21 protein-coding genes and 1 pseudogene are annotated in these 25,310 nt (G+C 56.1%); 8 read left to right on the plus strand and 14 right to left on the minus strand.

The annotated features are described in order from the left end of the window. Nucleotides 1-55: 55 nt before the first annotated feature. From BFL40_RS07435 to BFL40_RS07445, 3 genes are all read right to left on the minus strand, one after another. The gene (locus BFL40_RS07435) at nucleotides 56-790 is read right to left on the minus strand and encodes a phosphocholine cytidylyltransferase family protein (protein WP_218027733.1); all 735 of its coding nucleotides are present in this window, start codon (nucleotides 788-790) and stop codon (nucleotides 56-58) included. A gap of 210 nt (nucleotides 791-1,000) precedes the next feature. Continuing rightward, nucleotides 1,001-2,500, minus strand: a complete 1,500-nt coding sequence (locus BFL40_RS07440; RefSeq protein ID WP_139213471.1) for a DUF6622 family protein — start codon at nucleotides 2,498-2,500, stop codon at nucleotides 1,001-1,003. A gap of 938 nt (nucleotides 2,501-3,438) precedes the next feature. Continuing rightward, a complete protein-coding gene (locus BFL40_RS07445; RefSeq protein ID WP_074851410.1) occupies nucleotides 3,439-3,792 on the minus strand; it encodes an alkaline phosphatase family protein in 354 nt (117 codons plus the stop codon). Nucleotides 3,793-4,759: 967 nt separating this feature from the next. Between BFL40_RS07445 and BFL40_RS34040 the strand changes: the two genes are divergently transcribed. Then, nucleotides 4,760-4,981 (plus strand): hypothetical protein, encoded by a 222-nt coding sequence (locus BFL40_RS34040; protein WP_159440213.1) that lies wholly within the window; start codon nucleotides 4,760-4,762, stop codon nucleotides 4,979-4,981. 14 nt (nucleotides 4,982-4,995) lie between these two features. Here the strand turns inward: BFL40_RS34040 and BFL40_RS07455 are convergent, their stop codons facing one another. The 4 genes and pseudogenes from BFL40_RS07455 to BFL40_RS07465 all read right to left on the minus strand — a co-directional run bounded on the left by BFL40_RS07455 (nucleotide 4,996) and on the right by BFL40_RS07465 (nucleotide 8,157). Further along, entirely contained in the window at nucleotides 4,996-5,319 is a 324-nt protein-coding gene (locus BFL40_RS07455) for an integrase arm-type DNA-binding domain-containing protein (RefSeq protein ID WP_071483350.1), read from the minus strand. A 58-nt stretch (nucleotides 5,320-5,377) separates the two neighbouring features. Beyond that, the gene (locus BFL40_RS07460; protein ID WP_071483351.1) at nucleotides 5,378-6,286 is read right to left on the minus strand and encodes a carbohydrate kinase family protein; all 909 of its coding nucleotides are present in this window, start codon (nucleotides 6,284-6,286) and stop codon (nucleotides 5,378-5,380) included. Between the two features lie 69 nt (nucleotides 6,287-6,355). Next, nucleotides 6,356-6,569: pseudogene (locus tag BFL40_RS32835) on the minus strand (helix-turn-helix domain-containing protein); the annotation flags it as partial. A 22-nt stretch (nucleotides 6,570-6,591) separates the two neighbouring features. After that, complete coding sequence (locus BFL40_RS07465; RefSeq protein WP_071483352.1) at nucleotides 6,592-8,157, minus strand: carbohydrate porin; 1,566 nt, start codon at nucleotides 8,155-8,157, stop codon at nucleotides 6,592-6,594. Between the two features lie 164 nt (nucleotides 8,158-8,321). Between BFL40_RS07465 and BFL40_RS07470 the strand changes: the two genes are divergently transcribed. The 6 genes from BFL40_RS07470 to BFL40_RS07495 all read left to right on the plus strand — a co-directional run bounded on the left by BFL40_RS07470 (nucleotide 8,322) and on the right by BFL40_RS07495 (nucleotide 15,166). After that, nucleotides 8,322-9,596 (plus strand): ABC transporter substrate-binding protein, encoded by a 1,275-nt coding sequence (locus tag BFL40_RS07470; RefSeq protein ID WP_071483353.1) that lies wholly within the window; start codon nucleotides 8,322-8,324, stop codon nucleotides 9,594-9,596. A 21-nt stretch (nucleotides 9,597-9,617) separates the two neighbouring features. Next, nucleotides 9,618-10,580, plus strand: a complete 963-nt coding sequence (locus tag BFL40_RS07475; protein ID WP_071483354.1) for a carbohydrate ABC transporter permease — start codon at nucleotides 9,618-9,620, stop codon at nucleotides 10,578-10,580. After that, a complete protein-coding gene (locus BFL40_RS07480) occupies nucleotides 10,577-11,419 on the plus strand; it encodes a carbohydrate ABC transporter permease (RefSeq protein WP_071483355.1) in 843 nt (280 codons plus the stop codon). The genes BFL40_RS07475 and BFL40_RS07480 overlap by 4 nt, the downstream gene beginning before the upstream one ends. A 27-nt stretch (nucleotides 11,420-11,446) precedes the next feature. Further along, the gene (locus tag BFL40_RS07485; RefSeq protein ID WP_071483356.1) at nucleotides 11,447-12,592 is read left to right on the plus strand and encodes an ABC transporter ATP-binding protein; all 1,146 of its coding nucleotides are present in this window, start codon (nucleotides 11,447-11,449) and stop codon (nucleotides 12,590-12,592) included. A 29-nt stretch (nucleotides 12,593-12,621) separates the two neighbouring features. Then, complete coding sequence (locus BFL40_RS07490; protein WP_408003968.1) at nucleotides 12,622-14,091, plus strand: glycoside hydrolase family 32 protein; 1,470 nt, start codon at nucleotides 12,622-12,624, stop codon at nucleotides 14,089-14,091. A gap of 82 nt (nucleotides 14,092-14,173) precedes the next feature. Continuing rightward, nucleotides 14,174-15,166, plus strand: coding sequence for a LacI family DNA-binding transcriptional regulator (locus BFL40_RS07495; protein ID WP_071483358.1), 993 nt, complete (start codon nucleotides 14,174-14,176; stop codon nucleotides 15,164-15,166). A gap of 284 nt (nucleotides 15,167-15,450) precedes the next feature. On the opposite strand, the gene BFL40_RS07500 is transcribed toward BFL40_RS07495, so the two are convergent. From BFL40_RS07500 to BFL40_RS07530, 7 genes are all read right to left on the minus strand, one after another. Continuing rightward, a complete protein-coding gene (locus BFL40_RS07500; protein ID WP_071483359.1) occupies nucleotides 15,451-16,863 on the minus strand; it encodes an aldehyde dehydrogenase family protein in 1,413 nt (470 codons plus the stop codon). Nucleotides 16,864-16,867: 4 nt separating this feature from the next. Next, nucleotides 16,868-17,917 (minus strand): homoserine dehydrogenase, encoded by a 1,050-nt coding sequence (locus tag BFL40_RS07505; protein ID WP_071483360.1) that lies wholly within the window; start codon nucleotides 17,915-17,917, stop codon nucleotides 16,868-16,870. Nucleotides 17,918-18,091: 174 nt separating this feature from the next. After that, the gene (locus BFL40_RS07510; RefSeq protein ID WP_071483361.1) at nucleotides 18,092-18,529 is read right to left on the minus strand and encodes an Lrp/AsnC family transcriptional regulator; all 438 of its coding nucleotides are present in this window, start codon (nucleotides 18,527-18,529) and stop codon (nucleotides 18,092-18,094) included. A 22-nt stretch (nucleotides 18,530-18,551) separates the two neighbouring features. Beyond that, nucleotides 18,552-19,931: a threonine synthase gene (thrC, locus tag BFL40_RS07515; RefSeq protein ID WP_071483362.1), complete on the minus strand. Its 1,380-nt coding sequence runs from the start codon at nucleotides 19,929-19,931 to the stop codon at nucleotides 18,552-18,554. Between the two features lie 16 nt (nucleotides 19,932-19,947). Continuing rightward, nucleotides 19,948-20,838, minus strand: a complete 891-nt coding sequence (locus BFL40_RS07520; protein WP_071483363.1) for a LysR substrate-binding domain-containing protein — start codon at nucleotides 20,836-20,838, stop codon at nucleotides 19,948-19,950. Between the two features lie 60 nt (nucleotides 20,839-20,898). Continuing rightward, on the minus strand, nucleotides 20,899-22,329 hold the full coding sequence (locus BFL40_RS07525) for an amino acid permease (RefSeq protein ID WP_071483364.1): 1,431 nt from the start codon (nucleotides 22,327-22,329) through the stop codon (nucleotides 20,899-20,901). Between the two features lie 150 nt (nucleotides 22,330-22,479). Then, the gene (locus BFL40_RS07530; RefSeq protein WP_071483365.1) at nucleotides 22,480-23,757 is read right to left on the minus strand and encodes a cystathionine gamma-synthase family protein; all 1,278 of its coding nucleotides are present in this window, start codon (nucleotides 23,755-23,757) and stop codon (nucleotides 22,480-22,482) included. 384 nt (nucleotides 23,758-24,141) lie between these two features. On the opposite strand from BFL40_RS07530, the gene BFL40_RS07540 reads away from it, so the two are divergent. Next, nucleotides 24,142-25,292 (plus strand): IS3 family transposase gene (locus BFL40_RS07540; RefSeq protein WP_139213470.1). Its coding sequence is split into 2 segments (ribosomal slippage): nucleotides 24,142-24,379 and nucleotides 24,379-25,292, totalling 1,152 coding nucleotides; the frame shifts between segments, so codons are not numbered across the junction. Nucleotides 25,293-25,310: the final 18 nt, after the last annotated feature.

Genomic DNA, 25,310 nt, shown 5'->3' on the forward strand with positions numbered 1-25,310 from the left:
ACGGCGTTTCATTCACTTGACGACGCAACCGGTAAAACAGACGAACCGAGAGCGACTAAAGATGCGGAAGTACCTGCTCGCGAGCACGTATTACGTCATGATCAAAATCTATTTCTACCCATGGCAGGCCCGTTACAACCTCGACGCCGAACTGTGCGGGGTTTTCCAAAATCAACTCTCGCAGGGGCGCCTCATACTCGATTTTCGGCCCATGCTCAGCGATATGACGCTCGCACAGATCAGCTAGAGCGGCGGCGGCGGCAGGGGAAAACTTGAAGAACCCCACCGACTCACCACAGGTTTCGTAGGCGTGCTCTGGTCGTTTTTCGAAGTCCACAATTTGCCCGGCTTTGAAGCACACCTTAACGGCCTCATCATCGACTTCATGCATGTCGACAAGCAGTGCACTTTCGTGCGCAGACTGAATGAGCCGAGTCAGGATGTCTTCGGCGTACAACACGTCGGCATCCATCAGGACGATAGGCCTGCCCGAGCGCAACAAGGACTCATGCACAAGGACAGAGATAGCACTGCCCAATGAAAAGCGCTCGTTGACCACTACGGTGGCCTGATCATCGAGTGTTTGAAGTTCGGCACGAATGGCTTCGGCCTGGTGGCCGGCGGTAACAAATATGTCGGTAATACCCAATTCACGCAGCGTTTGCAGATGGCGCGCCAGCAAGGTCTTGCCGCCAAATTGAATAAGCCCTTTGGGCCCTTCCCATCCATGGAGACGCCGGCCAATCCCAGCTGCCAGAATAATCGCCGCCATGCCTCGTAAATCTTGCATCCCCACAACCTCCTTGTTGATTACGCTCATCCAGTATTGAACGCAGATCCAGGCGCCACGAACGAATGTCATCCCGCTCTTGCGCACCAGAAGTCTGATGCGAAGATAATGGCAATTAGATGTGACCGTTCGTGGATACATTTGTGTAGATTTAGCGAAACATAAAAACTTGCACACCCGTGACGATCAACACGCCATTCAACTGCAAGGCTACGGGCGAGCTGCTCTCCAGCAGCTCCACCCCCGACAAGCGAAATAGCTGCTCCACGCCCCCAACCCAGTTGCGACCGCCATCTGCACTGGCCAATGATCGAGTGCTGGAAACTGCAGAGCCTGGGCCACCCCTAGCAGATAGCGTGTGATGAAAATCCCAAGGATGACCAGTAATGGAACCCAACTACCGCGCATTATCAGTCGACCCGAAGCCTTATTCCTTGTCACGACGTTGGCATCCATAAAACGCGAGGCGATCGTACCGATAGCAACAAGGCCAGCAAGCCAGAACCCAAAGCCGGCGCCCCAATAATCGGTGTATTGAAACACGCCCGCCACCGACAACATCAGCATCCCGATGGGGAGCAGCAAAGCGAGGCTGAACCGCACCTGTCGCGTACGTGTCTGCATCAATCCCAATACGCAAAGCGCGAAAAATAAACCGAATACCCAACGCGGGGTGTAGTGGAGGATTTCCAGCACGGTCAGTTGTGCAGCCGGGACATCGGCAACTGCGGGCACTACGCGTTTTCCAGACAGAGGGATCTCGTCATCGGGTGCAACAAAAGCAAGCAGCCCAGACAACAAACGCTCATGCACGACTTTGCGGTCCACTCCCGCTTTGTCGGTACAGAGCGGGATACCGTTGACCTTGTCGTCATAATGGCAAACGGAAAGAAACACAAAGTGCCCCTCGTTGCCTTCCAGCAACAGGGTTTTTGCATCCGGTATGGCCGCCGCATAGCGAGCACCGTGATGGCTCCACGGCAGGAAGTCATCGTGCAGCGCCCCCACCACCAGTGCTGGAATATGCGAACCCGCCATGGACTGCTCAACCAATGCAGGGCCCAGGGCGGGGTCAAGCAATACTATTTTTCTGACCCGCGGGTCGCGGTAGCTGCCGTTGAACAACGCGATATAGGCGCTTGGTGCTCGCTTGATATCCAGCGCGTAAAAACACGAACGATCAACACCGTCTGGCAGGGACTCGCAGTACTTGGCGAACGCATGAAGATCAAAGCGTGCTCCCGCCAGAAGCGCGGCAGTCTGGCCGCCGGCGGAGTGACCAATGACGATGGCGTCGTCCCAGGCGACGCTTTTTTGAAAGAGATTCAGTTTGGCCAGGGCATCCAGCACCCGCGACACATCCAGCGCCCGCTCCCACACCATACCCGTGGCACGCAAGCTCTGTGTGTGCTTCCCGTATACCCGAGATTCACCGAAATGATTCAGACCAACGACAATGTACCCCTTGGATGCCAAGCCATTACCAACCCAGGCGTAATCGTCTGACGCCCCCATGCTGCCATGTGAAACAACGATGACTTTATGAGTAATCGCTGACTTATCAAGGCACAGCTCTTGCGCACCTGCGGTGCAGACGCCTTCCGGATACCAAATAGCCACATGCATCGGACGCTCAGCATTCAATGCATCGAGGTCTCTCTGCACTTCTCGGACCTGACCGCTGCACACCATCGACAGCAGTGGCAGCATAAAAACTGCCAGCAGGGATAACCACCGCCTCACCATATCCATCCTTGATATCAAAAAGATCGAGAGAGCTTTCAGCCCTAGCCTGTCAATCAAACTCAGATTTTTGAACTGAGATTGACTGGCAACCTATTTTGCCGACGGTCTCGTTACGAAATGACGATACAAACCTTACCGTTATCAATGCGTAGGTTCGTAGCACTCCTTCGGAATGCTCAAGCAATGGGTCATTGCGCGACACACGTCCTGACGCGAAACACGCTGGAGTGAGTGCGCAGATGCGCTTGTATGGAGAACCACAGTCGGCTGACGACGGAATTAGCTGTCGATTATTGCTAGAACGCGAGCCCAAAGCAGCCGAGGTTAATGGCACCTGCTTTGTTGGCGTTCGCGGGTAAATCCGCTCCCTCAAAGTTCGCGTCAGCCTTGGACAAAAGAGGAAGACCACTGCGCTCAAAATGAATCGCTCTTGGTTTCGTAGATACCTCCAAGCCCAGCAAACCAATTAGGCGGATGCAAATATTAGGTTGAACACAGTCGATCGGAGTAGCTGTTCTCGACCGAGAGCGGATTAGCTGGTCCTTGATGAGCCCTGCCCCCCGCCAGATCCGATGAGGAGTTACACTGAAAGCCATCGACGACCACCCTACTCCGCCTCAGAGATCGCCAATCTCGATCGCCCGCATATCCCGCGCTACTGGGGGCAAAACTGGGGGCATATTTTAGTTTTTCCGACCTGAAAATACTGCGCTAGAGCCCAGTCAAAATGTTTTTTGGCGACCCTGAGAGTCTTTAGGCGTCGTCGGACAGCCTGTTTATCTGATCATTTTTGCCTCTCAACAAACCATGGAGCTCCATTCACTTCCAGTGGATTGCTACATTGGGGGCACATCTGAGGGCATGCTTTAGATGGTTTGAAAAGGATGCCCCCAACCTGAGGCTCAACAATCTTCTTCTCGAAAAATCACCTGCGACAGTTCCCTATCGCCGTTGAATGCTATCGGATCGCCGCCATAATCGGAGGCATTCATCGCGCGAAACTGGTAATCCTTGGACTGTGTTGCCCAGAACTGATAGATGCCATGCGCACCCGGCGAAACCCCTGTAAATATGGAGGCCCAGCCGGGTGCGGTATGCGGTGGGAAGGTCGATTGCAGGGCCCCGCTAGACGAACGCTCACGCAGCGCGTTGAAGTTAGGCAACAGGCCGCGAGCCATCAGGTGCCCCAGCACTTCATAAGAAGCACCGTCCACACCAAACACCAACAACTTCAACTTTTGACCTTCCATAGTCATTACAACTCCGCGCCTAGGACACTGGGGGGGCAACATGATCGACTTCGCACAACGAACGGCGTCAACCGAAACTAAAGCCAGTCAGTACAACCATATTAAAAAGACCTAAAAGTCTCGAGAGAGCTATATATAAAGCACTCAATCACGGCAAAAACAAGCTAACCCAGCATTTCAAAAAAACGCGCCAATAATATTTCCGGCATGTAACAAAAAAGCTCAAAACATTAATACATATTACAAAATATTTTACCACTCCCCAAAAATGCAACGGCAAGGCTATCCAAAGCGTGCAGCCACATCAGCGAGGGCAGTTTCTTTTCGGTCACTTGATTGACTGCTTGGATTTTTAGTTCTTCGAGGTAACGCAGATTGCTCGTCGAACTTTCTAATTGATCTCATTTATAGCATGGAGGCGTCTAAGGAGGATCTGAAGTAGTCAGCGTTTTTTGATACCCTCGTTGGTAGATGTTCAAAAAGCGCTGACTCGTCAGAAATCAGACCTTTCCTGTTATTAACTCACCACTTCACCTTCGTTGTTCCGGACTTTCGATAACAATCCTTAGCCAGAAATAACGTAACATTCCAGCCCGGCTGCTTTATCGAAGCGTGAGGGGTATGGGCGCTGCCGCAGAAATAACACCCACCGCGCCGCCCGAGGCTTAGCCGATCAGCGCCGGCAAACACCTATCAATTGGCCCATCCGTACGCATCGTGCCCCTCGGGTTTCAAGCGCAGATGCTGAGCATTCTTGACCAGGTAGCGCATCACCGGGTGTGACATAAACCCAACTTGCTCAAATAGATTACATCCGCCGAACAGTGGATCGATTGGGCGCACCAGAAACCTTCTTTGCCTGGCCTTGACGCAAGCATCGAGCCCTTACAGACTTGAGCCATAGATGTTGATCATTCTTGACTAGGTAACGCATGGCGTAATGCATGTTACCGCGCGCGCCCAGGTCACGCCTGTGGATCAGGCCAACCCCCAGCCTGTCTTGATATTTATCTTTCTCGAGGTTGCAGTTGTTGAAGCAGCCCTGACCACGGGTGATGCGTTGCCGCAGATTTCCGATCCGCTGTGCCCTATAGATGTCGGCACTCACTTCATCGCCGCTGAAGAAGAAAGCAGCATGGATGTGATAATGCCCTTGATAGGCGCTCGCCAAGGGTGGGCAGAATGTCTTTTTTAAAGTGAAAGCGTGCTTTAACGCCCTTCCTTTAGGCTCACCCACTCGCTGTACACTGCTTCAAAGGTTTGCTTTACGGCAATCCCAACCTCATGGCGCTGTTTCTTGCGGTGCTCACAGGGGCTGATGTTATCGGCCGACAATCGTCGCGCTTCGTCACGCCGAGCACGTGCCTGTTTAAGACTGATTTCAGGGTAAGCGCCGAAAGACATGCGCTGTTGGCTTCCTTCCCAGTAATAACGGAACAGCCACAGCTTGCCGCCCAACTTAGTCACCCAAAGGGATAGGCCATCAAAATCGCCGAGAGTATAGTTTTTACCGGTAGTCCGGGCATGCCGGATTGTGAATTCGGCGCAGCGTCTTTTTACTTAGACAACTCCTCGGAGTCGGCAACCATGGTCAAGTATGTTTTAGCAGCTGCAGCAAACCTTCCACATCAGCTAGCGCTGGAGCATGGGCTCCGGCATGGCGGCAAGATATGGATGCGCAAGCCGCTGAAAATTGCAGGCGCTCTCTCAAGTCCACGATCCCCAGCAACTGCGCAGCCAACCAACCAGCCATACAAGCGTCTCCTGCTCCAACCGTGTCTTCCACCTTCACGGCAATCGCCGGCTGATCGAGTTGGCTGTCCGGGGTATGGAGAATCATCCCGTGTTCCCCTCGGGTAAAAAGGATCTGCGCCTGAGGATTAAGAGCGCGAAGCTCATCCATTGCCTGGTGTTCTGTCAGCCCTGGATAAATTTGCCGAAGGTCTTCGTCGGAAAGCTTAATCATGTCAGCAAGGGTGGTCATCGTAGGGAAGGTCTGCTCCCGATAATGGCTATCCATTAAATTGCGCCAGTTCGGATCATAGCTAATCCGTTTACCGGCTTCTTTGGCCTGCTGAGCAATTTTAACCAGCCTGTCTGCGAGTGGCTGTCGAGCCAAACTAATGCAGCTGAAATGACACAGCTCTGCTTGGTTGATCCATCCTTCGGGCATCAGATCTGGATCAAAAAACAGATCGGCATCTCCAGCAAAAAAGTATCTTGGAGGACGGCTCGATGGAACGATGGCGACCAAAGGATCTCGGTCTACCCGTTGAATAAACCTCATATCTAATGCTGCCGCTTCCGACTGCGAAACTATCTCGTCACCCAGTGAATCCATGCTCACCGACCCAGCAAAAGCGCTGCTAACACCCAAGCGACTTAGCGCTCGTGCAACGTTCCAGGGAGCACCACCTGGGTAGCCCTTCCACTGCCCAGGAGTGCCTTGGACAAGGTCAGTCAGGGCTTCGCCAAATACTACTGCGCGAGGCAATATCATCGTCATTTCCTCATTTTCTTGTCGTAGGGACAACTGCTGGCTGATCAGCTTCGACCGGTAATCACTTACTCAATGCGCCTTGGTGAAAGGCAGGGATTGATGAGCACCGTTTCGATTGAATAACGTCATCGCCTGTTCCGCGACGATATTCGCTCGGTGTCTGTTCCATTTCGATGCGAAAGTGTCTGTTGAAGTTAGAGAGGTTTTCATAGCCGACTTCAAAGCAGATGTCTGCAGCCGACATCTCTGTTTGCGACAACAGCCGACAGGTGCGCTGAAGGCGGTTGGCCGGACGCGTTCAAATATTAAAACCAGGTTTCCATCTGTATGCCGTATTGCCATACGCCTCCAGCGTGGAAGTCCGTCATGCCAAAGGAGTCTGTGGTACTGAATCTGTCCAGATCCGAAGACCAGTTCATGAAGCTTGCGAACACTCGCAATTCGGGACGTGTGAGAAGATCTCCAACGTCAAGTTTGAATGTCGGGGCGACAGTGAATTTCCAGAAGTTACCGTCGACCGCATTACGTTGTAGATAGCCCTTGGGGTCGAGCTTCATGGTTTGCCAACTCATTTCGTAGGCCATCTCGAAGTTGCTGTTGATTTGGTTAGCCAATCGCACGTTGAGGGTTAGCCAGCGGTAGTCGTCACCCTTGACGTATCTGTCCTTGCTCTGTTCGGCCAGCAAACTGGGCCCGATGCGCCAGTCAGGCGCAATAGGCGTCTCACCGTAAAGTGCAAGACGCAGAGCGCGGGCGTCGTCAATCAGTTCACCGTCCGAGCCAACGTTCTTGACCTCGGCCCCCAGGCCTTGCCCATAGAGCAGCGCGGTTTTGAAGAAGCCTTCTCTGCCGAAAAAGTTTTTCTGGTGATTGGCCAACATGGTGTGCAAGCCGGAATTCGCAGGCGTCAAACCTGCCTTATTGGTGCGGGTACCGAAATCGTTTTTCTTTGCGCCGATGGCGTTGTACATCCACTGCCATTGACCCTCCTCGAAGAACTGGTTGGAGGTCAGGATGTAGCTTTCCACATTGGCATTAATACCGCCCTGACTGAAATCACCGTAGCTACGCCCAATCAAGGAGTAATTGGAGCGCCAACTCTTGTTCATCTGCACATCGTAAATGCCACCGCCGGTGCCGGCCAGGTAGACGACGTCAGAGTCCAACCAGTGGATATCGAAATTATCTCTATCAAATCGCTTGCCTGCCCACAGTGTGGCGTTCTCGAACACTGAATTCCCTTTGAACGCCGCCACATGGTCGAGCGCGGTGAACACCTGGCGTACGTTCAGTTTGCTCTCGTCGGCCGTCCAGTCATTGGAGCTTTCCACCCCGTCGGCGATGGAGACCGTGAATTTGGAACGGGTACCGTTTTGCGCATAGATTTCTTTCGACAGGTCTATGCGCATGTAGGTGTCGTCCTCGTTACCGAGTCGCCCGACTGCGCCACCGACCGAGCCGGCCGGCGTTGTATAAGGGCCACCACGGCCACCACCAAGCCCTTCGTCGACCAGCAATCCAGAGCGGGCATAGCCGTGGAAGCTGAACCCATCCGTGAGGTGTCCGGTATTGCCCTCTTTCTCCAGGCTTTGCTGATGGGCTTCGAGTTTCGCCACCCGGGTATCCAAAGCAGGCTCCGCAATGACTGTCGCTGTAGACGCGGCGGGCTGCAAGGGAGGTGTGGCGAGTTTGATCTGCTGCAGTTCCCTGGCAAGTGCTTGGGTCTGCTGTTCAGCCGCGGCTGCACGCTGTTCTGCTGCGCTGGCACGGGCTTCAAACGCGGCCATGCGCTCTTCCAGAGTCATGGCCTGAGAGGTTGCCGCCGATGTGCCGAGCACACCTGCAAGTAGCCAGTTTGATCCTTTCCGCATGGTGGATTTCCTATTTTTTTATTGTTTGCTCCCGCGACCGGGCTTTTTTGCGTGAGTTGCGAGTTGTTCCAATTGACGAAAAAAGGATGCCTTATCGCAAATACGCTGATACATTTGGCTGTGTTAACGTTAACTTCTCTAAAAACAAAAATAAAGGGTGATCAATGAAACATCTGAAATCTCTTCTTCCTGCCGCACTGTTCACCCTCTGTGTCGGACTTCCATCCGTCTCGAACGCAGCCGATTTGACGATCTCGTGCGGCGCGGTGGGTGCGGAGCTGCAACTCTGCAAAGAGGCAGTCGAGGCATGGTCCAAACAGACCGGCCACAACGTCCAAGTGGTTTCCACGCCTAACTCGGCGACCGAGAGGTTGTCGTTCTACCAACAAATTCTCAGCGCGCAGTCCACTGACATCGACATCATTCAAATCGATATGGTGTGGCCCGGGATGCTGGCCAAACATCTGATGGATCTGCGCGAGGTGCTACCCGCCAACGCGACCCAAGGCTACTTCCAGGCACAGGTGGATAACGCGACAGTGAATGGACGGCTGGTGACAATGCCGTGGTTCACCGACTCGGGTCTGCTGTATTACCGCAAGGACTTGCTCGAGAAGTACAACAAGCAGGTTCCCCAGACCTGGGAGGAAATGACCGCTACCGCCAGGGATGTTCAACAGGCTGAACGCAACGCCGGGAACGCCAACGTGTGGGGTTACATCTTTCAGGGACGCGCTTACGAGGGGCTGACGTGTAATGCGCTGGAGTGGATCAGCAGCCAGCCGGAAGGCGGGCTGGTCAATCAGCGCGGAGAAATTGTAGTCAACAGTCTGGCCTCAAGAACTGCTTTGACCCTGGCAAAAAGCTGGGTAGGAGACATCTCCCCGCGCGGAGTACTCAACTACACCGAGGAAGAAGGACGTGGCGTATTCCAGTCGGGAAACGCGTTGTTCATGCGTAACTGGCCTTATGTCTGGGCACTGGTGCAAAGCCAGGACAGTGTCGTAAAAGACAAGGTCGGAGTCGCTCCCCTACCCCGAGGCGGCATGTCCGGCACCCATGCATCCACTCTCGGTGGCTGGGGCCTGGCGGTATCGCGTTACAGCGCTCATCCAAAACTTGCCGCGGAACTGGTGAGCTACCTGACCAGTTCCCAACAGCAAAAACATCGTGCCCTGATAGGCGCCTATAACCCGGTTATTGAGTCGCTGTATCAAGATCCCGAACTGCTCGCGGCAATGCCTTACTACAGTCAGCTCCACAGCATTCTCAATGACGGGGTCATGCGTCCCGCTTCAATAACCGCCGAGCGCTATCCACGGGTCTCCAATGCGTTCTTCGATCGAGTACATGGTGTGCTGGCGGGCGAGTTGCCTGTCGATCAGGCGCTGGCCGAACTGGAAAGCGAACTCACGCGCATCAAACGCAAGAACTGGTAAGCCACAAGGAAGAAAATCACCATGTCTGCCTCTATTACCCATGCATCCCATGATGAGCGCCTGCTCACCAGGGAAACGCCCATACAGCGTCGACGAGTACGCGCCGCCTGGCTGTTTCTGACACCAATGTTGCTGTGTCTGGCCCTGGTGGCGGCCTGGCCGCTACTGCGAACATTCTGGTTCAGCCTGACCGACGCCAACCTGGCGGACACCGGTGGCGGATCCTTCGTGGGCTTGAGCAATTATCTGTTCCACGACGGTTCCAACTGGTCGGGCATCCTGGTTGATCCACAATGGTGGAACGCTGTGCGCAACACGTTGCATTTCACCGTGGTGTCGGTGGGACTGGAAGTCGTTCTGGGGCTGCTGGTGGCGTTGCTGCTGAACATCAAGTTCACAGGCCGCTCCCTGGTGCGTGCGCTGATTCTGATTCCGTGGGCGATACCTACCATTGTCTCGGCGAAGATCTGGTCATGGATGCTCAACGACCAGTTCGGCATCATCAATCACATGATGCTGAGCGTCGGCCTGATTGATGCCCCTCTGGCCTGGACAGCAGATGCAGATCTGTCGATGTGGGCAGTCATCATCGTCGACGTCTGGAAGACCGTACCTTTTGTCACGCTACTGATGCTGGCTGCCTTGCAGATGCTGCCTAGCGATTGCTATGAAGCCGCCAAGGTCGATGGTATTCACCCGCTGAAAGTGTTCTGGCGCGTCACGCTTCCACTGTTGATGCCGGCATTGTTGGTGGCGGCGATCTTCCGCATCCTCGATTCCCTGCGGGTATTCGACGTCATCTATGTGCTGACCTCAAATTCTTCTAGCACCATGAGCATGTCGGTCTATGCGCGCCAACACCTGGTGGAGTTCCAGGATGTTGGCTATGGCAGCGCGGCCTCGACTCTGCTGTTTCTGGTCGTTGCGGTAATCGCCATGCTTTATCTCTACCTCGGACGCCGTCAAATGGAGGTTCGGTCATGAGCCTGCGCCTACTCAAAAAAGCACTGTTGCGCCTCGGTTTCTGGTGCCTGATCGGGGTTTTGCTGCTGTATGCGGTCTTCCCTTTCTATTACGCCATCGTGACGTCACTAAAGCCGTCCAGTGCCTTGTTCGAGGTGAGCTACTGGATCGATAGCCCCGACTTCTCCAATTACGCAGCGGTACTCCACCAAGCCTCATTCCTGCGGGCTATCGGTAACTCGCTGGTGGTCGCGCTTTGCGTGGTGACGCTGGCGCTGTTCCTCAGTGTGACTGCCGCCTATGCCTTGGGAAGGGTGAAATTCCGTGGGCGTGGAACGGTATTAATGATGGTTCTCGGCGTGTCGATGTTTCCCCAGGTCGCTGTACTGTCGGGGCTGTTCGAAGTGATCCGCGCCCTAGGTCTGTACAACACATCTTGGGCGTTGATCCTGAGCTACACGATTTTCACCTTGCCCTTCACTGTCTGGGTGCTGACCACGTTCATGGGGCAACTCCCTCATGAACTGGAAGAGGCGGCAATCATGGACGGCGCTTCGCCCTGGGTCACGCTTACCCGGGTGTTGTTGCCACTGCTATGGCCCGCACTGGTTACCACGGGCTTGTTGGCCTTTATCGCAGCGTGGAACGAGTTCCTGTTTGCCCTGACCTTCACCCTCACAGACACGCAACGCACGGTGCCGGTCGCCATCGCCTTGATTTCCGGCGGTAGCCCTCATGAGCTGCCGTGGGGGCTGTTGATGGCCGCATCGGTACTGGTCACCGTCCCACTGGTGATTCTGGTGCTGATCTTCCAACGCCGAATCGTTTCCGGTCTCACTACCGGCGCGTTAAAGGGTTGATGCCCAACAAATACAAGGAACAGCATCGTGATCAAATTGAAGCTAGAAAACGTGAACAAACAATTAGGCGGAGCGCGGATTCTCCGCGACGTTAGCCTGGAGATTGCTGCGGGTGAATTCGTGGTATTCGTTGGCCCTTCGGGTTGCGGAAAGTCGACCCTGCTGCGACTGATCGCCGGACTGGACTCGATCTGCGGTGGCGACCTGCTGATCGACGGGCGACGGGTCAACGACTTGGAGCCGCGCGAGCGTGGCGTCGGCATGGTGTTTCAGTCTTATGCGTTGTACCCGCACATGAGCGTCTACGACAACATCAGCTTTGGTCTCAAACTGGCCAAGACTGAAAAGAGCAGCCTGCGCGAGCGCGTGCTGAAAACCGCGCAAATCCTGCAATTGGACACACTGCTGCAACGCAAGCCAAAGGAACTGTCTGGCGGGCAGCGTCAGCGTGTGGCGATGGGTAGGGCCATGGCGCGCGAACCGGACATTTTGTTGTTCGATGAGCCGCTCTCCAATCTGGATGCATCCTTGCGGGTGCAGATGCGCAACGAAATCGCCCGGCTGCATGATCGACTTGGCTCGACAATGGTCTACGTCACCCACGATCAGGTGGAGGCGATGACCCTGGCGGATAAAATTGTTGTGCTCAACGGCGGTCGCGTAGAGCAGGTCGGCTCACCGCGTGAACTCTATGAGCGTCCAGCAAGCCGCTTTGTCGCCGGTTTCCTCGGCTCGCCCAAAATGAATTTTCTGGCGGCACGCCTGCAGGCCCCGGGAGCCACCAGCCTGGTCGACGCCCCCGTGTTGGGCATGACCACCCTGCCCTTCGAGAGCGCCGACCTGGCGGCGGGTACGCTGCTGACCCTGGGGGTTCGCCCCGAGCACATTTCGCTCAAAGCGGCAGAGGCAGACGCCGGAATCGTCGTGACCGGGGTCGAATACCTTGGCAGCGAAACGTATGTGCACCTCGAAACAGGTCAGGACGAGCCACTGATCTGTCGTTGTGAGGTCAGCGCCGGCTGGCAGGCTGGCGATCGGGTCGAGCTGCAGCTGGACATCGGCAACCTGCACCTGTTCGGCGAGGACGGCACTGCCTTGAAGCGCCCCCCCCACACCGTTGAAAACCCGCGCAGTGATGTCTCCCTGCACGCAGTCCGAGTACAGGCCCTATGACCATGCCGTCAAATAACATCAGCGATCCAATGTCTTCCTGCCTCGACCTTGCGCAGCGTGCACTGACTGATGGCCTGTCTCGCGTCATCCAGGATTATCGACCCGATTATCATATCGCCCCCCCGGCAGGCTGGATGAACGACCCTAACGGGGTCGTGTACTTTCGTGGCGAATACCACGTGTTCTATCAACATTACCCCTTCGAAGCCAAATGGGGCCCTATGTATTGGGGGCACGCCAAGAGTGCCGACCTGGTTCATTGGCAGCACCTGCCCATCGCGCTGGCACCTGGCGAAGACTTCGACCGTGACGGTTGTTTTTCCGGTAGTGCCGTGGTGTGTGGAGAGACCTTGGCCCTGATCTACACCGGCCACACCTGGCTGGGAGAAGTGGGGGATGAACGCTTGATCCGTCAAGTTCAGTGCCTGGCCACCAGCACTGACGGCATCCAGTTCGTCAAGCATGGCGCCGTCATCGAGACCCCACCGCAAGACACCATCATGCACTTTCGTGACCCCAAGGTATGGAAGGAAAATGGCTGCTGGTACCTCATTGTCGGCGCACGCCTGGGCGATACGCCGCTGCTGCCGTTGTACCGTTCCACCGATCTGCACGCCTGGGAGTTTCTCGACTATGTGGCAAGCGGCAGCGAGGGTGATGGCTATATGTGGGAATGCCCGGACCTGTTTCGGCTAAACGGACACGATGTACTGCTGTACTCCCCTCAAGGTATGCAGTCCGAAGGTTACGAACGGCTCAACAAGTACCAGACGGGTTACCGCGTGGGCCGACTCGACAACGAGTGGCACTTCACTGGCGGGCCGTTTATCGAGCTGGATAATGGCCACGACTTCTATGCCGCACAAACGCTATTGGCCCCCGATGGTCGGCGCCTCGTGTGGGCGTGGCTCGACATGTGGGAAAGCCCGATGCCAAGCCAGGCCCATCATTGGTGCGGCATGCTCGGGTTGCCACGCGAGCTTGAACTCAGCGCAGATCGCCTTTGCATGTTTCCGGCACGGGAGCTCACCGCTCTGCGCCAGGCAGCGTTGCCGAGTACGCCCTGGTGGGATGAGTCGGGAACCCGGGACGTGCCGCACGTGAATGGCGATAGGCTGGAAATCCATGTGCACCTGGATGTGCTCGGCTGCACCGATGGGCACTTGGGGATCGCCTTGCGCTGTAGCGACGATGGCCATGAACAGACCCTGCTCTACTACGATGCGGTGTTGCAGCGCCTGGTACTTGACCGCAGCCACTCAGGCGCACAAGTCACCGGTCAGCGCAGCGTGGCGATAGACCCGACACAAGGGGTGCTGGCACTGCGGGTGTTCCTCGATCGTTCGTCCATTGAGGTATTCGACGAAAACGGGCGCTTCAGCCTCAGCAGTCGCCTATACCCACAGCCCGGTAGTTTGGGTGTGAAGCTTGTTGCAAGCGGGAGTGGCGGACGTGTCTCGATTTCCAGGGCATGGTCTCTCGCCTCGGGATGGTTATGAGCAGCGTCATTGGAGTCGCGAGAAGCGCAAACCATGTGTCATGTGTCATGATTCTTCGTCAATCTGACCGGTTTCTCCTCGCATGACTTCAGTGAAAGACGTTGCACAGCTGGCCGGCGTGTCCCTGATGACGGTTTCTCGAGCGCTCAGCAATCCGGAAAAATTGAGCCCCGAAACCTATCAGCGGGTGCGTCGTGCCATTGACGAACTGCAATTCGTACCGAGCATGTCGGCGCGAAAGATTCGCGGCGACAACCTCCAGAGTCGAACCATCGGTGTGTTCGCACTGGACACTGCTACAACACCGTTTGCTGTCGAGTTACTGCTGTCCATCGAACAGACCGCACAGCAAGCTGGCTGGAATGTCTTTATCCTCAACCTGCTAAGCAACCCGCCCACCGACCAGAATATCGACCTGATGCTATCGCACCGTCCCGACGGGCTGATCTTCAGTGCCATGGGGTTACGCCAGGTGTGCATTCCTGAGCGATTGAAAAGTAAACCCCTGGTACTCGCCAATTGCCTGGCCGATGACAGTCGCCTGGTGAGTTATGTGCCAGACGACGAAGCGGGGCAGTATCGAGCCGTACATCACGCGTTGAGCCAGGGCTATCGGCGCCCTCTGTGTATCAACCTGCCAAAACAGAGTCTGGCCTGGAACCTGCGACAAAAAGGTCTGCAGCGTGCCTGTCAGGCATTCGGCCTGGCGCCTGACGCACTGCTGCAATACGACCTTTCTGATCATGACGCCTATGGTGAAACCGCAGCCATCCTCGACCGGCACATCATTGATGGCCGTCCCCAATTCGACATTCTGATCTGTGGCAACGACCGCATTGCCTTTTGTGCCTATCAGCTATTGTTGGGCCGTGGCCTGAAAGTTCCCGACGATGTCGCCGTGCTCGGCTACGACAACATGATCGGTATTGCTGAGCTGTTCATCCCGCCGCTGACCACGGTGCAACTGCCGTACTACGAGATCGGTCGCAAGGCTGCCCTGCACCTGATCGAGACCCTCGACGTATCGGGAGCCCAGCCAGTTGATTGTCCATTAGTGGTTAGGGCATCGCTATAAAATTCAGTTAATTCGGTGATAGCGCGCCCGCTTGCTTTCGATTTGCCACTGGCCTGCCACCGACCGCTTAAGCCCAAAGGGTCAGTCACGACATGCACAAAACGGCCAGAAGTCGTCATTCTTCAAATCTCACCGCCCCTCAGATCGCAACAGACGCTTTCTTGGCGATTATCAGCTCAGTGGAAATATTCAACTTCTCCTTTCTCCCCATTCAGCAAAACGCATTGGGCCGGTGACCAAACCGACCCAATGCCATACGAGTGGATCCATTTACCGCGAATCGACTAACCCAACGTGTTAAGGCACACCACCTTGGGTTGGGTCATTTCCTCGTAGGCAAAACGCACCCCTTCCCGGCCCAGGCTACCGTACTTGGAACCGCCAAACGGCATCGCATCGAAGCGGTAGTCGGAAGAGTCGTTGATCATCACTCCCCCGGCTTCGATCCTCCGTGCGGCGCTCATCGCGGTTGCCAGATCATTGGTGAAGATCCCGGCATGCAGGCTGTATTCGGGCTCATTGGCCAAAGCGATGGCTTCATCGAAGGTTTCGAAAAGCTGCAATACCACCACCGGAGCGAAGACTTCATTGCGCCAGAGTCGACTGGCGTGATCGACGTTTTCCAGCACGGTGGCGGCGTAGCACGATCCTACACGCCGATGGCCGCAGAGCAACGTGGCGCCCTCTTGCAAGGCCTCGCTGACCACTTGCTCGGCATTCTGCGCGGCTTGCGCAGTAATCATGGGGCCGATATCGGTATCGGCCAGCAATGGATCGCCGACCGCAAGCGCACGGGCCTGGCTGACGAATCGCTCTCGGAACGCTTCATAAACCGACGCCTGAATCAGCAAGCGCTGAGTGCCTACGCAGTTCTGCCCCGCTGCCCAAAAGGCTCCGGACACGCAACTCTCGACAGCGGCCTCAAGGTCGCAGTCGCCCATGACGATTACCGGAGCATTACCGCCCAGGTCCATGGCCAGTTTCTTCAACCCGGCCGTGCGGGCGATCTGCTCTGCGGTGACGAAACCGCCGGTGAAGGAAATCATCCGCACCTCACGGGCGGCGACCAACGCCTTGCCCAGTTCCGCGCCGCCGGTGGCGACGGTAACCACTGATTCAGGCAAGCCTGCCGCGACCAGATAAGACACCAGTTTAATGGCCGACAATGGCGCGAGCTCAGAGGGTTTGAGAATCACCGCGTTACCGCCCGCAATGGCCGGACCGAGTTTGTGCGCCACCAGGTTCAACGGATCGTTGTACGGCGTGATCGCAACGATCAGCCCCAGAGGTTCACGGGAAAACCAGCCCTGACGCGATTCGGAGCCTTCATAAGCGTCGAAAGGCACCACTTCCCCTGCATTGCGCCTGGCCTCCTCGGCCGACAGCTTGAGGGTGTTGACGCAACGCTTGACCTCCTTTTCCGCCTGTTTGAGGGTCTTCCCTGCCTCGTCGACGATCAGCCTGGCAAACACACCGGCATCATGTTCGACGTTGATTGCGGCTTGCTCAAGAATGCGAGCCCGACGATGACGCGCTAACGCGGCGCACGCTCGTGCACCACTGCGTCCTGTCTCCAATAACTGCGGAACTTGCGACACACAGACATTCGTTACGCTACCTATGAGGGAACCGTCATAGGCGTTAAAGACTTCAATAGGCGGCTCCACGATATCCAGAACCAGGCGCGATAATTTCACAGGTTTACTCCTGGTTGCGTGCAATGGATTGATGGATGCTAATGATGTCCGAGAGCAGCGCAAACGCTGTTTCCGTGCGCCCGGCTCCCGGTCCCGAAACCGTCACCGCACCGAGCAGTTCGGAGGTAAACGACACCGCGTTCGTTGCGCCGCCAACACTGGCCAGCGGATGGTCGTTGTTCAACAGCCGCGGTTCGACACTGGCACTGATCGAGCCATCGGCATGACGCATCGCCGACCCGATCAGCTTCCAGCGAGCGCCGTCCTGCCGGGCTTTTTCGATGTCGCCAAGGCTGAGGGAGGAAATGCCACTGCACGTGACGTCGCTGACCGTCAGCTTCGCGTCCAGCAGTTCATTCGCCAGGATCACCACCTTGAGGCGTACGTCATGACCCTCGACATCCGCCGTCGGGTCGGCTTCGGCGTAGCCCAGCTCCTGAGCCTTGCTGACGGCCTCGGCAAACCCCAGGCCTCCTTCCATGCTGGTCAGCACGAAGTTGGACGTGCCGTTGAGAACTCCTTCAAAACCGACAATGGAGCTGCCGGCCAGCGCCTGCCTGGCCAGGCGAATCACCGGCGTGCCGCTCATGACCGAGCCTTCGTATTCAAAGGCGACATGCTTGCGTCGAGCCAGTGCCTTGAGCTCGGCGCCGTGCAAAGCGATCGGGCCCTTGTTGGTGGTGACGACATGTTGGCCGCCCTCCAGCGCCCAACGGCAGAACGAAGTCGCCGGTTCACCGTCCACCGGGTTGGTAAACGTGGCTTCAACAATAATGTCCGCGCCGCAATCCTTGATCACCGCTTCATTGAGGGCTGTGACGTCGCCACCCGACAGTTGCGCCAATGCACCTTTGACTGCCGGCAATTGGGCGAGCACATTGGCGTCCAGCCCTTCGCGGCCAATCACCGAACCGAGAAACAAGTCAGTCAAACCGACGATTTTCAGGGTGAAACCCAGTTCTGTTTTCCACTGTTCGTTACGTTCGGCAATCAGCTGAGCCAATGCCCGGTTAACACCGCCAAAGCCAACCAGCGCCAATTTGTATTCAGTCATTTTTATGCCCTTGATCCGGGTGATGGGTTGTTGGGCACTAGGTTAGGGATGGGCCCAGGGCAGTGAAATAGGTCAATTTGCTCTATTTTATGGGCGTTTTGACCAGTGCCCGGACAAAGCTTCAGGCATAAAAAAAGCCAACGCGAGTTGGCTTTTGGCAGCACGAAAAATGGGTTAAACGACAGATGACAGCACGAAGGAGGTCACGGTGTTTTCTACTCCAGGCAACGCGGCAATTTCAGTCCAGACCTTGTGCACCCGCTGCGGGCTCGCAGCGCCCACCCGCAGCATCAGGTCGAACTCGCCGCTCATGACATCGCACTGGATGACCTCCGGAATGGCCCGCAGCGCTTGCAACACTTCCGTCCCCCGCATTCGGTCGTAGCGGTAAACAAAAATCACCGCGTTGATGTTCGACGTCGCTTGTCGCCCCTCCCCCGTGCGTACCGTATATCCCTGTATTACACCGTCGCGTTCAAGTCTTTCTATGCGCTGGCGCACCGCATTGCGTGACAGATTGACCTTGGCCGCCAGTTCGGCGTGTGCAGCCCTGGCATTGAGCTGTAGTTGCGCGATGATCAGTTCATCTAGAGGGTCCAGAATTCGCTTCACTTGGCCTCCTGTTGTCGCGCTTTCAAAGCGCGCCGAGCAGCTCATGGATGGTGTCGAGATCGTCCGGTTGAATCCGGTAAACCTGCGCCTGTCCTTGCGTCGGGACCTCAGGTTGCAACTCCGCCACACTGATGCCCAACTCGCCAAGCAGTGCCGCCGACTTGACCGGTGAGATTTCCCCCAGGGTCACCATTGGCGCCACCAGGCTTCGCCGATACAATCGGGCGGCCAGCACACCAGTGGCCGTGTGCGGGTCGATGACGTATCCCGTGTCGCGATACAGCGAGGTGATTTCCGTCAGCGTCTGCTCATCACTGACCGCGTAGGAGTCGATGATCATCCGCGCCTGCAACCAGAACTCGTTGGCGATGACCATCTCACCGCTGGACTCGAACCCCTCCATCAGGGCACACACCGCCTGGTCGTCACGCCCGTAGAGTTCCCAGAGAAAACGTTCCAAATTGGAAAAGATCGACAGGTCCATGGCAGGCGAAAGCGTCTTGTTGGCTCGTGACCTACTGTAGTGGTTCTTCTGAAACAACTGATGCAACGCGTCATTCTGGTTGGTCGCAACAATCATCTGGGTGATCGGCAGGCCCATTTTTTGCGCGATATAGCCTGCATACACCTCGGCAAAACTCGCCGCAGGCACGCTGAAACCGATCGGACGCTGCCCCCCCCCCAGTTGCAGCACCGCGTGGAAGTAAAACACCAGTTGCGCCAACACACTGACCCAGTTACTCGAGTTGAAACTGATCACCTCGTACTGCGCATACGGCCATTGTCGGAACAACTGGGTGACGATGGTCTGGCACTCGTCGAAGCTGCCGTTGACTGCAAACTGATGAACCCTTGGGTGCGCCGCTGCGTGCAGATGCTGGAGTTGGTCCAGGGGGACACCCTTCGCTGGGTAAAACACCACCACGCAGGTGTCCTCGCAGTGCTTGAACGCCTCGATGGCCGCCAGCCCGGTATCGCCGTTGGTGGCACCGATCACCACCCCGCGACGCCCGCGTTTACGCAGAAAATACGACACCAGCCGTGCCTGCAACTGCGCGGCAAAATCCTTCGAGGAGCGAGTCGGCCCGTGGAACAGTTCCAGCACCCACTCGTTACGATCGACCTGATGCAAAGGTGCCAGGGAGCGATGGCTAAATTGACTGCCAGCCTCTTTGAGCATGCGCTTGAGGTCTGTCTCGGGGATCGCCTCCCCCACAAACGGACTGATCACCCTGAAGGCCAGTTCGTCATAGGGCAAGGTCGACCAGTTGGCGATGTCCTGCGATTCAAACAGCGGCAGCTCGAGCGGTACGAACAGCCCACCGTCCTCGGCAATGCCAGACAATACGACCTGTTCGAAGTCGACCTGCACGGCCGAATTTCGGGTACTCACATAACGCATGGTTGGCTCCGGCCATTCACTTGAAACGATGTGCCTGCTCGACCAGCCAGGTGGAAAACATCACCGCGTCGGGGTGTTGCTCGGCCCCGGAGCCGCGCACAAGGTAAAAAGACTCGCTGGCTTCGATACGCTGGGTAAAGGGTTCGACTAACCGTCCATCCTGAAGCATCTCCTCTACCATCGAGGACCGCGCCAGGGCGATCCCCTGCCCTAACTCGGCCATGCGCAAAGTGGAAATCAATGTGTCGAACTGCATGCCGGTCGAGGAGTCGACGGTGTCCGCACCGACCATGTTCAACCAGTAACCCCAACCCTCTTCGTAACCCAGAACATGCAACAGCGGATGGTGTGACACGTCCACAGGGACCGTCAGCGGCGACCTCGCCATCAGGTCCGGCGAGCAGACCGGGAACAACGTGTCCCAGGTCAGACGCTGCGACACCAGGCCGGGCCATTGACCGTGGCCCCAGCGAATCTCCATGTCATCCTCACCGTCCAGTTCCTTGACCCAGATATTGCTGATGTAGCGGATATCGACATGCGGATGCGCCTGGCTAAACCCCGCCAGCTTGGGCGCCAGCCAATGCACGAAGAACGCCAGGCTGCCACGCACCTTGATCGGTCGACGCTTGTGCTGACCAAAAATTTCGTTGGTCCCCACTGCCAGCCGCGTGATCGCATCCTGCACCACCGGCAGATACGCCTGGCCTTCCTCGGTCAGTCCCAGACCTCGGGGCAAGCGTTTGAACAGTGCTACCCCAAGATGGCTTTCCAGTTGGCGGATCTGCTGACTGACGGCCCCCTGGGTCAAAAACAGCTCTTCGGCAGCATGGGTGAAGTTCAAACAGCGGGCAGACACCTCGAATGCCCGCAGCCAGTTCAATGGGGGTAGCGTCTTTTGCTTCATGGCTTGAACCTCTAGGGCGCCCCCTCCACCGAGCACGCTTGCCCATCCCGTCGACGCGGACTAGAACGCATCGGACGGTTGTGCCAAGGGGGCAACCGACAAGCGTCGCTCGCGGCTTTTGCGGGTAATGTAATACACGAAATAGCACCAGGCGATGAAGGGCAAACCGAAGTACAACGCCACTCGCTGCTCCGGATCGAAGGCAATCCCGACACACGCCAGACTGCAGCAGACCAGTGCTCCCAACGGCACCCATGGATAACCCCGGACACGGAATTTCAAGTCGCGGATGTCACCGCCGTTGGCCACATAGTGACGGCGGAAAGCAATCTGGCTCGCAGCGATGCTCATCCAGACCACCACCACCGCCAATCCGGAGATCGACACCAGCGCCAGATAGATGGTGTCGGCGGCAAACACACTGCTGAGCAACGAGGCAGCCCCACCCGCCATGCTGATGATAATCGCGTTGAGCGGCGTGCCCATACGCGTCAGTGCCGAGAATCGCTTGGGCAGGTGACCCTGGTCACTCAGTGTCCAGATCATCCGTGACGCGGCATACAAACCGGAGTTGGCGGCCGACAGCAAGGCACTGATGATCACGAAGTTCATGATGTCTGCCGAATAGGGAATCCCGATGTAGGTGAACACAGTCACGAATGGACTCTCTACCAGGCCGGCCTGCTCACGAGGTAACAGCGTCGCCAGGACGAAAATGGTCCCCACGAAAAAGATCGCCAGGCGCAGCACCGTCGTGCGAATCGCACGCGGCACGTTGCGTTGCGGATCCTTGGTTTCCCCAGCGGCAATACCGATCAACTCAGTGCCGGAGAATGCAAAAGACACCGCCAACAACGTCATTGCTATCGGCATGACTCCGGTAGGAAAAAGTCCTTCGCGAGTGAAGTTGCTCAACCCGATACTGTGGCCCTGATCGATGTGCAGCAGACCGAGAATCGCGCCACCGCCGATCATCAGAAACACGATGACGGTCACCACTTTAACCAGAGACAACCAGAACTCGGTCTCAGCGAACAAACGCACCGAAATCACATTGGTCAGAAACACTAGACCTGCAAACAACGCACTCCAGATCCATACCGGTGTATCCGGGAACCAACGCGCCATCAAGATACCGGCGGCGGTGAATTCAGAACCGATGGCCACCGTCCAGGTCAGCCAATACAGCCAAGCGACGGTATACCCGGTACCAGGCCCCAGAAAGCGGGTGGCATAAGTACTGAACGAACCGGTTTCCGGCATCTGTACCGCCAGTTCGCCCAGGCACATCATCACCATGTAAACCATGAGCGCGCCGATGATGTAAGCGATCACCGCGCCCAAGGGACCGGCTTGGTTAACCGTATACCCGGACGTGAGAAACAGTCCGGTACCGATAACGCCGCCTAATGCCAACATGACAATATGCCGTGTTTGCATTTCCTGTTTAAAACCGGAACGCGAGTAAAGTTGTTCTTCTTTTATGGACATGGTTGTTCTCATGAAAGTTATTAGGGCACGAATTAACGTCTGCGATGACTGACTGGGCAGAGAAAAAACAGATCGCCACTAAGTTTTATTATTATTCCACTTCATGAACGCCCCACTCACATCCTTGCAGTGAGATTTAACGCTAACGCTTCAGCTTGCGACTTCGGCGAAACTTTCATTGATTGAAAGCTGCGTGTTTGATTGTGCGGGCTCGTTGCCCGCCCCCCTGACAAATGCGAACGCCTGTTTCAGGTCGTCGAGCAGATCGTCGGTGTCTTCGATGCCGACAGAGATCCGCACCAGCCCTTCGGAAATACCCAGGGCCAGGCGTTCCTCCAGCGTGTTCTCGACATGGCTGGTGGTGCGGGCCGGACCGTAGATGGTTTCCACCGCACCGAGATTACCCGCGCAGTGGGCGAATCGCAGTCGTGGCAAGAGCACCTTGACCGTGTCCATGCCGCCCGCCACGACAAAGCTGACAATTGCACCGAAGCCGGACATTTGCGCGCACGCCACCGCATGATTCGGATGGCCGGGCAAACCGGGATAATTGACCGACTCCACCAAGGGCTCGACGCAGAGGTACTCGGCCAGTGCGCGGGCACTGCGTTGCTGCTGACGCATACGTAGCACCAGGGTTTTCATGCCGCGAATGATCATGTAGGCGGAGAACGGGTCGAGCGTCGCTCCGTTGATTTCCCGGTAATGACGCACCTTGGCCATCAGTGATTCACTACCGCACACCAGGCCGCCAAGCACGTCGCCGTGGCCGCTGAGAAACTTGGTGGCACTGTGAATGACCACGTCCACACCCAGCGCCAGCGGGTTCTGATTCAATGGCGTGGCGAAGGTGTTATCCGCCACTACAATGGCACCGACGCGCTTGGCCGCAGCCACCAGACGCTCGATATCGAGTATTTTCAGCGTCGGGTTGGTTGGCGTTTCCAGATACACCAATTGGCAACCTTTGGCGATTTCGCGTTCGATTTCTTCGTGATCGAACGTCTCGCACAACGTCACGTTCACACCGGTACGCGGCAGGAACTCTTCGAAAATCTTGTTGGTGCCGCCATAGCTGTCCTTGGTCGAGACCACCCGATCGCCATAGGCCAGGAAGGTGTAAAGCACACTGCTGATCGCCGCCATCCCGCTGCTGAAAGCCACGGCCGATTCGGCCAGTTCCAACTCGCGAATCTTTGCCTCGAGGGTCTCGACTGTCGGGTTGCTCATGCGGCTGTAAATAAAGCCGGGCGCCTTGCCCAACGCAACGTCATACCAGACGTCGATGTCGTCATAACCATAGGCGGCACTGACCACGATGGGCGTTTGAGTGGCGTTGTAGGGATGCCTGACCTGCTCTCCACCCCAAACTGCACGGGTTCCTGCACCCGCATTAACAAACCCTGCGTTGTCTGGTTTTTTATTCATAAAGACTACTCGCACTGAGGGTGGCGAATGTTGAGTCACTCACCGGATCTGGTGGCCAATATAGTGAAATGCAGCGCCGCCGAGAAACGATGTTATCGATGCCAAAGGGCTGCTTTTTTTAATGGCTGTGATTGCGTGGAGCCAGGTCAATTGCAGCCTTTCACCACAAGACGGAGTACAGCAGCTGGAGCGAAACGATCTCTTTCACCGCCTACGCCTGCTTAAGTTGAGCGCCATCGAAATTCGATAAACCGATAACGTGAGTTTTTCCTTGATCGCGCGCGACTGCCAAAGCCCCAGCATCAACTGTGAGTGCAAAGTTTGAATCGCCCCGGGTTTCGTAGACACCTCTTTGCCTTAAACTGAGGCCAATTAGGAGGTGCCATGAGCAACCCGCGTTACCCCGAAGAATTCAAAATCCAAGCAGTCAATCAAGTGACCGAAAAGAAGCTGGCTGTCGCTGAGGTAGCGGCCCGTCTTGGTGTGTCGACGCATAGCCTCTATGCCTGGATAAAGCGCTACAGCAAACCTCAAGAAGAACGGCAGCAGGATGATGATCAGCACGCTGAACTGCGTCGTCTGCGAGCGGAACTCAAGCGCGTCACTGAAGAGCGAGACATATTAAAAAAGGCCGCCGCGTACTTTGCCAAGGAGTGCGGCTGAAGTACGCCTTTATCAAGCAGCGCGCTGGCGACTATTCGATTCGACGGCTTTGCCTGACGCTGAAAGTCCATCCCAGCGGTTATTACGCCTGGCTGTCTGAGCCGCAATCTGCACGCGCCAAAGACGACCAGAGACTGTTAGGTTTGATCAAGCACTCCTGGCTGGAGAGCGGCGGCGTTTATGGCTATCGCAAAATCCATGACGATCTGCGCGAGGTCGGTGAAGATTGTGGTCGACATCGTGTGGCGAGGCTGATGCGTCTTGAAGGTCTGCGTTCTCAGACAGGTTATAGACGCCGCCCTGGAAAGTACGGCGGTAAGCCAGCTGTCGCCTCACCCAATTTGCTGAAGCGCCAGTTCGATGTCGTGGAGCCCAACAAGGTTTGGGTTACCGACATCACCTACATTCGTACGTATGAAGGCTGGTTGTACTTGGCTGTGGTGCTAGATCTGTTTTCTCGCCAGGTTGTAGGCTGGTCAATGAAGTCGCAGATGACCAGCGATTTAGCCATTGATGCTTTATTGATGGCGGTTTGGAGGCGTAAACCGAAACAAGAGGTAATGATTCATAGCGACCAAGGCAGCCAGTACAGCAGCTCCGATTGGCGTAGCTTTTTGAAGGCAAACAATTTGGTTGCCAGCATGAGTCGCCGAGGCAACTGTCATGACAACGCTGTGGCCGAGAGCTTTTTCCAGCTTCTGAAACGGGAACGAATCAAGCGAAAAATCTACACCTCGCGGGAAGATGCTCGTAGTGACGTGTTCGATTACATCGAGATGTTCTACAACGTAAAACGCCGCCATGGTTTCAACAATCAGCTGTCACCGGTAGAGTTTGAAAAGCGTTACGCAATGAGCTTGCAAGGTGTCTAGAGAATCCGGGGCGATTCA

The organism is Pseudomonas costantinii (genome assembly GCF_001870435.1).
GTDB classification, from domain to species: domain Bacteria; phylum Pseudomonadota; class Gammaproteobacteria; order Pseudomonadales; family Pseudomonadaceae; genus Aquipseudomonas; species Aquipseudomonas costantinii.

Coding starts and splice junctions, on each gene's coding strand:
- BFL40_RS07435 (WP_218027733.1), bottom strand. CDS start 790: ATGCAAGATTTACGAGGCATGGCGGCGATTATTCTGGCAGCTGGGATT.
- BFL40_RS07440 (WP_139213471.1), bottom strand. CDS start 2,500: ATGCTGCCACTGCTGTCGATGGTGTGCAGCGGTCAGGTCCGAGAAGTG.
- BFL40_RS07445 (WP_074851410.1), bottom strand. CDS start 3,792: ATGACTATGGAAGGTCAAAAGTTGAAGTTGTTGGTGTTTGGTGTGGAC.
- BFL40_RS07460 (WP_071483351.1), bottom strand. CDS start 6,286: ATGATATTGCCTCGCGCAGTAGTATTTGGCGAAGCCCTGACTGACCTT.
- BFL40_RS07465 (WP_071483352.1), bottom strand. CDS start 8,157: ATGCGGAAAGGATCAAACTGGCTACTTGCAGGTGTGCTCGGCACATCG.
- BFL40_RS07470 (WP_071483353.1), top strand. CDS start 8,322: ATGAAACATCTGAAATCTCTTCTTCCTGCCGCACTGTTCACCCTCTGT.
- BFL40_RS07475 (WP_071483354.1), top strand. CDS start 9,618: ATGTCTGCCTCTATTACCCATGCATCCCATGATGAGCGCCTGCTCACC.
- BFL40_RS07480 (WP_071483355.1), top strand. CDS start 10,577: ATGAGCCTGCGCCTACTCAAAAAAGCACTGTTGCGCCTCGGTTTCTGG.
- BFL40_RS07490 (WP_408003968.1), top strand. CDS start 12,622: ATGTCTTCCTGCCTCGACCTTGCGCAGCGTGCACTGACTGATGGCCTG.
- BFL40_RS07495 (WP_071483358.1), top strand. CDS start 14,174: ATGACTTCAGTGAAAGACGTTGCACAGCTGGCCGGCGTGTCCCTGATG.
- BFL40_RS07505 (WP_071483360.1), bottom strand. CDS start 17,917: ATGACTGAATACAAATTGGCGCTGGTTGGCTTTGGCGGTGTTAACCGG.
- thrC (WP_071483362.1), bottom strand. CDS start 19,931: ATGCGTTATGTGAGTACCCGAAATTCGGCCGTGCAGGTCGACTTCGAA.
- BFL40_RS07520 (WP_071483363.1), bottom strand. CDS start 20,838: ATGAAGCAAAAGACGCTACCCCCATTGAACTGGCTGCGGGCATTCGAG.
- BFL40_RS07525 (WP_071483364.1), bottom strand. CDS start 22,329: ATGTCCATAAAAGAAGAACAACTTTACTCGCGTTCCGGTTTTAAACAG.
- BFL40_RS07530 (WP_071483365.1), bottom strand. CDS start 23,757: ATGAATAAAAAACCAGACAACGCAGGGTTTGTTAATGCGGGTGCAGGA.